10 protein-coding genes are annotated in these 11,956 nt (G+C 59.7%); 6 read left to right on the top strand and 4 right to left on the bottom strand.

All coding sequences use genetic code 11. From position 1 onward, the window contains the following. Positions 1-2: 2 nt before the first annotated feature. Positions 3-608, top strand: a complete 606-nt coding sequence (locus tag J4G32_RS18915; RefSeq protein WP_210497105.1) for a cysteine hydrolase family protein — start codon at positions 3-5, stop codon at positions 606-608. A 26-nt stretch (positions 609-634) separates the two neighbouring features. After that, positions 635-1,495 (top strand): amidohydrolase family protein, encoded by an 861-nt coding sequence (locus J4G32_RS18920; protein WP_210497106.1) that lies wholly within the window; start codon positions 635-637, stop codon positions 1,493-1,495. Positions 1,496-1,526: 31 nt separating this feature from the next. Here J4G32_RS18920 and J4G32_RS18925 read toward each other — a convergent pair whose 3' ends face one another. Further along, positions 1,527-2,393 carry an amidohydrolase family protein gene (locus J4G32_RS18925; RefSeq protein WP_210497107.1) on the bottom strand — a complete coding sequence of 289 codons (867 nt, stop codon included), beginning with the start codon at positions 2,391-2,393 and terminating at the stop codon, positions 1,527-1,529. A gap of 65 nt (positions 2,394-2,458) precedes the next feature. Here J4G32_RS18925 and J4G32_RS18930 point away from each other — a divergent pair, with 65 nt between their 5' ends. Beyond that, positions 2,459-3,919 carry a class I adenylate-forming enzyme family protein gene (locus J4G32_RS18930; RefSeq protein ID WP_210497108.1) on the top strand — a complete coding sequence of 487 codons (1,461 nt, stop codon included), beginning with the start codon at positions 2,459-2,461 and terminating at the stop codon, positions 3,917-3,919. A 290-nt stretch (positions 3,920-4,209) separates the two neighbouring features. Here the strand turns inward: J4G32_RS18930 and J4G32_RS18935 are convergent, their stop codons facing one another. The 3 genes from J4G32_RS18935 to J4G32_RS18945 form a co-directional block, all read right to left on the bottom strand. Continuing rightward, complete coding sequence (locus tag J4G32_RS18935) at positions 4,210-5,124, bottom strand: isocitrate lyase/PEP mutase family protein (protein WP_210497109.1); 915 nt, start codon at positions 5,122-5,124, stop codon at positions 4,210-4,212. 1,112 nt (positions 5,125-6,236) lie between these two features. Further along, positions 6,237-6,947: a ComEA family DNA-binding protein gene (locus J4G32_RS22010; protein WP_343232686.1), complete on the bottom strand. Its 711-nt coding sequence runs from the start codon at positions 6,945-6,947 to the stop codon at positions 6,237-6,239. A 564-nt stretch (positions 6,948-7,511) separates the two neighbouring features. After that, entirely contained in the window at positions 7,512-8,216 is a 705-nt protein-coding gene (locus J4G32_RS18945) for a TetR/AcrR family transcriptional regulator (RefSeq protein ID WP_210497111.1), read from the bottom strand. A 316-nt stretch (positions 8,217-8,532) separates the two neighbouring features. On the opposite strand from J4G32_RS18945, the gene J4G32_RS18950 reads away from it, so the two are divergent. The 3 genes from J4G32_RS18950 (at position 8,533) to J4G32_RS18960 (ending at position 11,930) form a co-directional block, all read left to right on the top strand. Continuing rightward, entirely contained in the window at positions 8,533-9,360 is an 828-nt protein-coding gene (locus tag J4G32_RS18950) for an SDR family NAD(P)-dependent oxidoreductase (RefSeq protein ID WP_210497112.1), read from the top strand. Positions 9,361-9,527: 167 nt separating this feature from the next. Next, entirely contained in the window at positions 9,528-11,117 is a 1,590-nt protein-coding gene (locus J4G32_RS18955; RefSeq protein WP_210497113.1) for an AMP-binding protein, read from the top strand. Positions 11,118-11,147: 30 nt separating this feature from the next. Further along, complete coding sequence (locus J4G32_RS18960; protein WP_210497114.1) at positions 11,148-11,930, top strand: enoyl-CoA hydratase/isomerase family protein; 783 nt, start codon at positions 11,148-11,150, stop codon at positions 11,928-11,930. Positions 11,931-11,956 lie beyond the last annotated feature (26 nt).

Below are 11,956 nucleotides of genomic sequence, written 5' to 3' on the forward strand. Positions count from 1 at the left end.
CGATGAGAACCCTTCTTCTTCTGATCGATCTGCAACGGGCTTTCTGCGACGAGAATGGGTCGACGGGTCTACAGGGGCGTGATGTGACGCCCCTGGCTGCCGCCGCGCAGGAATGCCAACGTCTGGCCGTGATCGCGCATGCGCACGACGTTCCCGTCGCCTGGACGCGCATGATGCTGAGGCCCGACTACTCTGATGGCGGGACGTTGCTCGCAATGCGACCCAATCTCGCTCGCATCGGTGCCCTCCGCGCGGGCACCCCGGACGTTGACCTGTCCGGTCTCGTGACGCCGGGTGAGAGTGATCTCATCATCGACAAGCCGCGCTACTCCAGCGTCTACGCCACATCGCTGGAGGCGCATCTGCGGGCAATGCGGATCGACCGCGTCGTGGTCGGCGGCGTGACGACATCCATGTGCGTCGAGACGACTGTTCGCGACCTCTCGCAGCGCGACTACGAGGTCATCGTTGCACAGGAAGCCTGCGCCGATTTCGACGACTCTCGCCATCAGGCTTCTCTCGAAGCGATGGCCTTTGGTTTTGCCCCGATTGCTCGAAAAGACGAAGCCGCGGCCGCACTCTTCCAAGACAGCTGGCGGCAAAACTAATCCCCATACACGGAGCTATGTGATCCATGCCACCGATCATCGACGTCTCGGTCAACTTCAAGCCGCACACACAGCTCAAGCTCTATGACGTCCTAGGGATCGATCGAGCCACCGCCAAAGGCGTCGACCCCGACGCCTACATTGCGGAGATGGACCGCAACGGTGTCGCCATGTCCGGCCTGATCGCAAACGTGGTTCAGGATGGCGTTCGGGGCGATCTGCTCGCGACCCATGTGGATGAGGTGTACCCTGTTTTGCAGAAGCATCCGGACCGCTTCTTCGGATGGGTCGGCATCAATCCGTTAGGTGGCCGAGAGACGTTGCGCTACATGGAATATGCCGTGAAAGAACTCGGCTTTATCGGCGTGCACGTCTATCCGCACTGGTTCGGCGTGCCCATCAACGATCGGACCTATTGGCCAATATACTCGAAATGTTGCGAGTTGAACGTCCCCATCACGATCCAGGTCGGACGACAGTCGCCGCGGTCCGGCGCTCGCCTGTGCGCGCGGCCGATCTGGCTGGATGAAGTGGCGTTCGAGTTTCCGGAACTGACCATTATCGGCCTCCACATTGGTGTTCCGTGGGACTCGGAGATGACCAGTGTCGTCTGGTCCTACGAGAATGTCTACATCATGGCAGATGCACATCCGCCCCGGTCTTGGTCAAGGCATATGGTCGACTTCATCGCACAGCGCGACTGGGGAAATCGCGATGGCATGGACCGCGTCATGTGGGGAACCGACTGGCCCGTTCAGAACCTTACCCAATCCATCGAGGAAGTTCGTGCACTCGATATCCCCGAGGAGGCGAAAGCCAAGATTCTCGGCACAAACGCAATCCGCATCCTGAAACTTCCCGTGTCGCTCGACAGCAAGGCAGGGTGACGAAGCCACCCCGCCTTTTGTTGAATCCCGATCAGCCCTGCGGGAGCTTGTAAATTCGAGCAGCGTTATCTCGGAAAAATTTCTGCTTCACGGAAGGTTTGAGGTTCAGGGCAGCAATCTCCCGAGTCGTTCGCTCAAAATCCAGCACAGGGAAGTCGGTTCCGAAGATGACTTTGTCCTGACCATAACTGTTGATGAAATCGACGAAGCTCTGCGGCCAGTATTTGGGGCTATGAGCGTCTGAACCGATAAAGACATTCGGATGCTTCCAGGCCATCGCGATCATCTCGTCCGTCCACGGAATGCCCACATGGATTCCAATGAGTCGCAGTTCTGGGAAATCACAAGCAATACCGTCCAGTGTGATCGGTCGGCCGACACTGCGGGTGCGATGCTCGGGAGCATAGATCATCGACTGGCCGACCTGCAATTGGTAGGGAATGTCGAGCTCGACGCATTTGGCGTAAAACGGGTAGTACTTGGCATCATCCGGCGGCAAGTCAAACCAGTGCGGATAGCAATGGGCTCCGATGAATCCGTCATCCTTGACCGCCCGCTCCAATGCCCTTACCCCATCCATGCCCTCGAACGGATCGATGCCTGCAAGCGCAGAAAACCGATCGGGATAGCGGGAAACAGCATTGGCAACGATCGAATAAGGAAGATGGTAGCACCCGGGCAGGCCCACACGGCCCGCTTTCGGGGCGATCAAAAAACCCCGCTCAATTCCCGCACGATCCATTCGTTCGATCATTGCCTCAAGAGAAATTCCGGACATCAGACCGCTATCGGCCTTCATCTTGCCGACGAAGAAGCCGGGCCCCCAATCGGGACGATGGGCCAAGGCCTCGGGCGTCCAAATATTTACCACCGCATCGATCATCTTCACGTCGGCCATGATGTCTTCCTTTTTCTGATGCGGTCACCGCATTTTATCCACGTCTTTGTCAAGGATCACCCAAAATGAATCTCGCGTCGGCTTTGATCACTCACGCTATGAGCCGCCCCGATCATCCAGCGATCGAGCAAGGCAACGTCATCACCTCCTATGCGCAGGCTGTAGAGATCATCGGTCGGCTTGCCGCTGTCCTGGGCGAACAAGGCATCAAGAAGGGCAACAGAGTGGGACTCTGTCTGTCCGACACTTCGGCGCATCTTCTGCTTCACTACGCAGTCGCCTGGCTGGGCGCCACGATCGTTCCCATCGATTTCCGCTGGAAGGCAACCGAGAAGGTCGCCGTGGTCAAGGCGTTTGGTTGCAAGATTGTCCTGATCGAGGCCGATGACGAGACCGCTCCCCTCATGCCGTCGCTGGTCTTCGATCCCAACTGGCAGAACGAAGAGCGGCCTGTGCCTGCGCCTGTTGACGAGGCGAACTTGCCGATTGTCCTGTCGCTGTCCTCCGGCACCACCGGTAGCCCTACTGGAGCCATGGTCACTCACGAGCAACTTTATGAGCGATTCATTTCGCAATGGGTTGGGATGGGATTCAACTCTTCGGATCGATACCTGCTTGCGACGCCACTCTATTTCGGTGGCGGCCGGTCCTTTGCCATGAGCATGCTCGCCGCTGGAGCGACCGTTCTGGTCCGCGCGACTGACCAGCGGGACGAGATTATCGCGATTGTCAACGAGCGCGATATTACCGCCCTGTTTTTGGTTCCGACTCAACTTGGCCGCTTGCTCGACGCCTGGGACGGCAACGGTATCGCCATGCCCAGCGTCAGATGTCTTGTGACGAGCGGTGCCGCCATTCAACCCGACGACCGCCGCCGCGTGATCGAGCGACTGACGCCGAATTTGACTGACTATTACGCAACCAGTGAAGGAGGCGGAATCGCGGTCCTGTTGCCGCATGAGCAGCTGACATTTCCGGACACCGTCGGACGCCCGGCATTCAGAGTTGAGATCCAGGTCGTGGACGACGAAGATCGGCCGCTGCGCGCTGGCGAAGTGGGGCGGCTGCGCTATCGAGGGCCCGGCGTGTCGACGCAGTTGGTCGATGGGCAAGGTCGATCGACGACCGCGGAAGAAGGTGGCTGGTTCTCGCCCGGCGACCTCGCGCAGATCACGCCGCGCGGCCATGTGCGCCTTGTCGGACGCATCAAGGATGTCGTGATCCGCGGTGGGGTCAATATCTATCCGGTCGAGGTCGAATCCGTGTTGAGCGGCCATCCCGAGGTCGTCGAAGTTTGCGTCTTCGGTATGCCCGATCGGGATCTTGGCGAAGTCGTCGCGGCTGCCGTGGTGAAGCGGGCCGGTGCGACCTGCAGCGAGGACGACTTGCGGGCGCATGTGAAGGAGCGGCTCGCTTCTTACAAGACGCCAAAGCTCATCACATTTGTCGAGGCGCTGCCTCGAAATCCCAGTGGCAAGGTTGTCCGCACCGCGCTGAAAGCGCTCCTTGGCGTTCCCGATGCTTAGTCTCATTTTCCGATCCCGCGCGGAAGGCTCCTGCGTTGCCCGAAACATGATTTTGAAAGACGGAAGTCCGCGCTGGAATGTTGACAATGGAAGTCTGCGCTCGAAACCGCATCGCCAACGCGTGCTTGAATACCCAGGCGTTGCGTGGACATCATGAGAGCCAGACTGTGAGGCGGAATCATAACTCTTCAACCCGCGATAATGTCTAAGAACTCTGAAGAGGGGGCTGTGGGACCTCTCAAACTTCGGCTGCCACACCCGCATCCCGCGCGAGGGCCACTCCAGCGCGTCTACGCGGTTTCTGCCACTTCGGACTTATCTTCATCTTCGTAGGATTTTCCAAGCGCCAGCAGAGCGTTTGTGCCGATGACATCGTTCAGGCCATCGAAATCAAACATGCTGTCACGAAATGCGGCGTTGCTCCCGGTCTTGATGAGCGACCGATAATAGTCCTGCGCCGTTCGCGCGATCGCCCGGACAACTCCGCCCGGAAAGATGATGATGCTGAAACCCTGCTGCCCCAATTCAGCGGCCGAATAAAGCGGCGTCTGTCCTCCTTCCACCATGTTGGCCAGAAGGGGGCGGACATCACCGAGAGCATCGACGATTGCCTTCAGCTGCTCGGCGGATTTTGGCGCTTCCACGAATAAGATATCGGCGCCCGCCTCGGCATAAAGATGCGCCCGCGCGATCGCAGCCTCGAGGCCCTCAATGGCTGCTGCATCGGTTCTGCCGATGATCAATGTTTCCTGGCTATGTCGCGCATCAACCGCTGCTCTGATTTTCCCGACCATCTCGGCTGCAGGAACAATCCTCTTTTCGGCAAGATGACCGCAGCGTTTCGGAAAGGTCTGGTCCTCCAATTGGATCACGTTCGCGCCGGCTCGTTCAAACACCCTGACTGTCCGCTGAACGTTGAGCGCATTCCCGTATCCGGTGTCGGCATCAACGATCATGGGCGTCTCGACGCGGTCGCGGATAAGCGCGATGACTTCTGCAACCTCGGAGACTGATACCAACCCCACATCAGGACGCGCGAGGCGCGTATAGGCGATGGCGGCCCCGGACAAGTAGAGCGCCTCCGCGCCAGCTTGAGTTGCAAGGCTGGCTGTAAGGGCATCACAGATACCCGGCGCGAGAATAGCACCGCGCGACAATCGGGCCGTGATTGTCGAGTCTCCGCGTCCGCTGTCTTCACGCGTCATTTTGAAATCCGTCCTGCGTGCCACGCCGGAGGGCCGGCTACCGAATTATTTGAGTGTCTGAGCGGGCAAGCTGGGGACGACAATCCCGCCACATTGTTTCCCACTGTAGGGCTGTATGATAGATGATACAAATCGTTCACGTCAAGCAACCGCGAGGGGTCTTGCAAGTGACATGTCCGCACGCCGTGCGGAGTCGCAATGAACAGCGGCGTGGCCCACCGCCGCCTTCTGCAGCATCCTCAGGAGCGGGCAACAGCATCAGTCTCTAGGACCCCTACGCCGGCACTCCCTTGCGTCACCTCGCCGTATCCAACGCGAGGGGCGCACGCTCCTTGACTAGATTGGTCAACCGAACGCAAATCGTGGCGCCTTGGTCGATTGCATGGTGTGATGCGATCGCAGCGCGCGTTGTCATTCTTCGCCTTTGGCTCGACGCCCGTCGGGTTCCAAACTAGGATACGATGATGAGGCGATTTGTTTTCAGTCTTTGCTTTGCCATAGTGAGCTGGCTACCAGCGCAAGCGACGGAGGCCGTGACGCCGTTGGATATCGAGGCCGCCTTCTGCGTCGGCGTGTTAGAGCAACGCGCACAAGGGCTGGACCTGTCCGACGCGGCGGCGCGGGCGCGGGAGGTCAACAGATCAAAGGCTCGTCAGGCGGCTCAGGCCTATCTTGAGCAGCGTGGGCATCGTCTGAACGGTAGCCTGTTCGGAAGCAGCAGGCCCGTCCGCATTGCGCGTCGCCGCGGTGCAAGTGCGGTGGAAGCATGCCGGGCCGCGCGACAGAGCATCGGCATGCAGAGCTGTCGTTCGCAATGTGCGAGAAATCTGACAGCATCCAATGTCACCTCCACTCCCGGCGCGCTTGCCGCCTGCCGTCAGGATTGCGCAGACCGCAGGAGGCCCCTCCTCGATCAATGCCAGAAAGTAGTCGCGTGCAGGAGTGTCCGTCAGCGGCTTCCCATGTGACCGACATGTGCTGGCAAGCGGGCTACTCCTGGACCTCGTCTTGGCGTGAAGCTTCACGATTCGCTCGAAAGCGCTCCGGCGCAGCACAACGTCACGCTTCGCCCTCCGGACTCCTGCCGAAATCTGCCTCGCTACCCTCCCCCGTCAGCGTACCGTTACCTGATCCTTCACGCGCTCGAAAGCCGAGCGGTTGAGGATCCGCTTCCGCATCAGATCCTCGGCAGAGCGATAGGGCCGCCCGCGCGTAATCGCCCGTCCAATCATGCCGCCACCCCGCAAGGCATTGAGTTGTTCGATCGAAGCAGAATTGAGATCGACCAAATCTGCCGAAGGTGACGCGGAGGCGTCTGCAGTGCCCGGTGTGGAGGCCGAAGCGACAACGGCTGGCTTAGGCTCTGCTGATGGCAGTGAAGGCCTTTCAGGCTGCGCCCTCGCGGGGATCCCTGGAGATTGTGTGGGGGCAAACGCACGAGCCGGCTCGGCGGAAAGCTGCGTTGCCAGCGGGACACGGGGGGGGGCAGTCAAGGGAGCCACGGGGTCCTTCTGGGCAGGCGATTTATCGGTCAACGGCCTTTCGACAGCGGCGGATGCAGACGCCACGGTGGCCCCCTCCCCGTCCCCCGCTGCGTCGCCGGGGGACGGAACTGGGGAAAGCGCCGGTCTAACGTGGGCTTTAGCGTCGAGCAGCGCGGGCGAGAGTGCGCTCAGGGCTGTTCCCTCTGGATCAGGGGAAGAAGCAGACTGAAGCCAGCCGACGAGAATGCCGAAAAGAGACACCAGAAACATCGCACGGAGCACCGAGCCGCCCAGTTGCCTGGCAGGGGATCGACCGCGTGGGAGGTGGCCAGCTTGCATCGTGCACTCGCCTAAGCATCGAATGAACTTGGCAGGTTTTAGACACGCGATGTGGCGCAGAAAAGGCAGAAGCCTGCACTCACACGGATACTTCCACGACTATGGAATAAAACGATACATCTTTCCGAACACGATCATGCCGAGTGTCAATCATCACTGAGTCGCACACACAATGACAGTCTAACAGAGCGCAATCTCGTTCACAGCGCCTCCAGAAGCGACGATTCCCGCGAGCGGACCAATTTGATCCCCTCATATCGGGGGACCCGGTCACTCACCGGAGCCACCCTACAGCTGTTGATTCCCAAGAGCGCGTGTCCCTAACGTGACAAGCCGTCCGGCAATCGTCAAAGCGGTCCACTACGGACCGGTTTTGCCGCGAAGCGAGTCTTTTGCCGTCAGCGCCCATGGCGCGACCGCTCCTGCGGAGGAATTTGTGGGAGCAGACGTCGTGACGAGACCGCACTAGCTCTTGCAAGCCGCCCAAATGACGGGGCCGTCCCCGTCGTGTGCGTTGGGCCCAAGGCAAGTTGCTGTCCCACCAGCAGCGAGCGACAGCGGATTTCATTCAGGCCGGAAGCCGCGAATAATGAGCCGGACATACTCGGTTGCAATTGTCTCAGCTGAATCGGGCCCATCAGCACGCCACCAGCGGGCCATCCAGTTCAGACAGGAAATGATGGCCCGGGCGCCCAGCTTGACATCCAGCTCACGGAACTCGCCACTCTCTATACCGTCGCGGATGATACCGCGCAGGATCTCCTCATAGGAATCGCGCATTCGCTGGACCCGCGCCTTCACGACCGGGTCGGCAAGCTCATTGTAGCCGAGCGCCGAGGCAAAGTAGAGCGGGGCATTCTCCGAGATATGCTGCGCATGCGCTTGTGCGAAGGCCTCGACGCGCTCGGATGAGGTGGTGCAGGCACCAAGGCGCTCACGAATGAGCCACAACAGGCGCTCCACCGATATGGTCACGACAGTGCTGTGGATCTCACGCTTGTCTGCGAAGAAATGATAAAGGGATGCTTGGGCAACGCCGACGGCCCGCGCGATGTCGCGGATTGACGTACCATCATACCCCTTGACAGCGAAAAGCTTCGCGGACTCGAGGATGATGTCCGACATGCGGGACCGATCGTCCAAGTCGATGGGGTGAAGTGCGGTGTCCATGCGCAGGCTCGTCGATCCGCCTTGAGGGTCCAGCGTGGGGCGCTCGCCAAGCGACGAACGAACGATCGGTACAATGGTGCGTAGCTCGGATTTCGGCATCCTGTCAATCCGATTAAACCGGATCGATGACCGGCATCCCAAGTAGTTAAAATGTATAAAGTGCTGTCCAACAAGCCTATTCGGTATTGACTTCGCATAACCTTCGATATGAATTCTCGCGTGGTTGTTATAAATTTTATTAAAACCTTTGTTGTTGAAACAATAGCGCTAGTCGTATCGAGTCTGCTTCTCAAGCGATTTCTCGAGAAAGGCTCAGACACGACGAACGCGATCCATAGGCACTTTTCGCTTGCCGAACGAGCGTTCGGTAGAATAGCCTCACCTAGGACTAGCATGGCCATAGAGGGGCGCGAAGGTGGGCATCGACGACAACCCAGCCGATTACGTCGCCAGACAGCGGCTCGATGGAAAGCTCTGTGCTGTTGTCGGCGCCGGCAACGGCATTGGGCGGGAAACAGCGATTGCTCTTCGCCAGGCCGGCGCCGATGTCGTCTGCCTTGATATCGACGAGGCGAAGGCCGGAGCGGTTGCGGCAGAAGTAGGCGGGAGAGCGATGACCGTCGATGCGACCCAGCGATCGGAGGTCGATGACGCGGTCGAGTGCATGGTCGAAGCCTACGGACGCCTTGACGCCGTTGTCGATATTGTCGGCGCCTCTTTCGGCAGCTCGCTGCTTGAGATCGACGAGGATCTGATTCGCCGCAACTTTGACCTCAATCTTTTTCAGGCGATGCACGTCACAAGAGCTGCTGCCGCCGCCATGGCAAAGACCGGTGGCGGCACCATCGTTCTCATCGGATCCTCGGCGGGCCTCTCGAGCCTGCCGAACCAGATCGTCTACGGATCAGCAAAGGCTGCCCTTCACCACTTTGTGCGCTGCGCAGCGTCGGAACTCGGGCATCTCGGTGTTCGCGTGAATGCCGTCGCGCCAGGCTACGTGCGGACAGAACGAATGGTGGCGCGCTTCGACATCGAGCAATGGGACGAACTATCGTCAAATATCCCCCTTCAACGTGCCGGCGAACTGGCGGAGATCGCTGGAGCAGCGCTGTTTCTGACGCAAGAACTATCCAGCTTTATCACCGGGCACGTCCTCGTCGCCGACGGCGGCATGCTCAATCCGCCGCGTGTCCTGCGCGCCTCATCAAGCCGCCAAATCGCCGGCCGCCTCAGCAACAATTGAAACCACACGACGAACCCCGTTAAGGAATGCCACGGGGCCAACGACGACGACGGCGGCAAAGACCGCCGAACAGGGAGACGTGATTTGCAAATGACCGGGCATGCCGTCATCGGGCGGGACGAATGGCTTGCGTACGATGTGGGTTTTGCGCCGCCGGAGACTCGCATATGAGAGTCTTTCCGGGCCCTCAGCCGTCTACCCTCTGGAACAGCCTTGACCAGCTGCGCTTGGAGCGACCGGACGATGTCGCCCTCGTTCATTCGACAGGCCGCCTGACCTATCGCCAACTTTGTGCTGAGGCCGAGGCTCTGGCCTGTGGGCTTCTCTCTCACGGTGCGCAGCCCGGCGACACGATCAGTTTTCAGATGCCAAACTGGTCCGAGACAGTGCTCATCGCCTTGGCTGCGATGCGTATTGGGGCGATCTGCAACCCCATCATCACGATCTATCGCGCAAAAGAGGTCTCGTTTATCCTCGAGAACGCGAGAGCGCGCTTCGTATTTGTGCCCGAGACCTATCGGGGCTTCCAGCACGCCGCGATGGTTTCCCCGTTGGCCGAGCAAGCCGGCGCGCGCTTGGTCGTCTGCCGAGGAAAGAACAGCGACGGGCTGACCTTCGACGGTCTTTTGCGCAACGGGTATCGCCTGCGCAATAGTGCTGAGTGGTCCGGCTTTGACGCCGTCAATCCAGCTAGTGACGCGCTCTACCTGTACACCTCCGGAACGGAAGGCAGACCAAAGGGAGTCCGCCATTCCCATGCGACGCTGTTGAGTGAAGCGGGCTCGGTGAGCTCGGCCACGCAGCTAAGCGCGCGCGATACGCTGTTTATGGGATCGCCGCTTACGCATATCACGGGATTCATGTATGCGATCGTCTTGGGGCCGTTCCTCGGAGCGAAGGTCTGTCTGCAAGACGTCTGGGAAATTCATGAAGCGGCCGCTCTCATCGACAGGGAGAGCTGCGCTTGGACGGTCGGCGCGACGCCGTTTCTGCAGGGGCTGCTCGACCCTGAACTCGCCCTGCAAATCCAAAGTCTGCGGATATTTCGCTGCGGCGGCGCCGACGTTCCACCGCAGCTCATCCGGCGCGCGCAGGAGCGAGGTATTCGCGCTATGCGGACCTATGGCTGCAGCGAGCACCCAACAATTTCCGGAGGGGTAGGCGACGATCCAGCCAAGGCGGCCACCACGGACGGCCGTGTCCATCCGCAGAACCAGGTACGCATCATCGACCTCGACGATGACAGCCATGTCCTGCCACCGGGTGAGGTGGGAGAGATTCAGACAAAGGGCGATGAGCTCTTTCTCGGCTATGTGGATGCCAGTCTGAACGAGAGGGCGTTCACAGGTGATGGCTGGTTTCGTACGGGCGACCTCGGCCGCCTGGATTCGGACCGCTACATCACTGTCGTTGGCCGGCGGAAGGACATCATCATCCGCAAGGGCGAGAACATCAGCGCGAAGGAGGTCGAAGATCTCATTCTCGATCTGCCTCACGTTCTCCAATGCGCCGTCGTCGGGGTTCCGGACGAGGAGCGTGGTGAGTTGATGGTGGCCGCCTGCGTACTCGCCTCAGGCACCAAACTCTCCCTCGGGGACATCACGGATCATCTCCAGAGGGCAGGCATCGCGCGTCAGAAGTTCCCCGAACGTCTCGAGACCATCGCCGAAATGCCGATGAACGCCGCGGGAAAAATCCTTAAATCCGAGTTGAGAGGAAGGTTCTCGACAACGCCCGCCATGAAATTCCAGCCATAGACAAATTCCAGCCATAGGGAAGAGACGATCATGGGCCCCTTCGATCTAACATATGTCCGTGTCGATATCGCCGATCTGGTGGCAACGGTGACAATGGACAATCCTCCGGTCAACGCACAGAACGACGAGAGTCAGGAAGAACTCATCTTCGCTTTCGATTGCCTCTCAGATCGGGACGACGTGCGTGTTATCGTGCTCACCGGCAAGGGGAAGGTGTTCTGCGCCGGCGTCGACATCAAAGCGCGGGCTGGAAAGCCTTGGGGAGAAGGCATGCGGCGCCGCAACCAGCGCTCCGCGCGCGAAAGCTACCACACCGTGAGGGAGTGCACGAAACCGGTGATAGGAGCGATCAACGGTGCCGCGCTCGGAGCCGGTCTCGCCATTGTCGCATCGTGCGATATTCTCCTTGCGTCCGAGAACGCATCGCTCGGGTTGCCGGAGGTCACTATCGGCATGATGGGGGGGTGCCGCCACGCCATGCAGCTTTTCGGCCGATCGAAGGTTCGCCGCATGATGCTAACGGGCGACCGGGTCGACGGTCGAGAGCTTCTCCGCCTGGGAGTTGTCGAGGATTGTCTGCCACCTGAGGAGTTGCTTCCGACCGCCATTGCAATGGCGAGGCGGATCGCAGCCTACAGTCCGCTGGCAACGCAACTCGCCAAGCAATCTCTCAACACCATCGAACAACTGAGTCTGCGCGATGGTTACCGCTATGAACAGGATATGACCTTGCAACTGGGTAAGAGCGACGACTCACGTGAGGCTATGACCGCTTTCCGAGAGAAACGCCCCCCGGTCTTTGTCGGGCGCTGAGCGCCTTATCTCTCCGCGTATTTCAG

The organism is Microvirga antarctica (assembly GCF_017921815.1).
In the GTDB taxonomy this organism is placed as follows: domain Bacteria; phylum Pseudomonadota; class Alphaproteobacteria; order Rhizobiales; family Beijerinckiaceae; genus Microvirga; species Microvirga antarctica.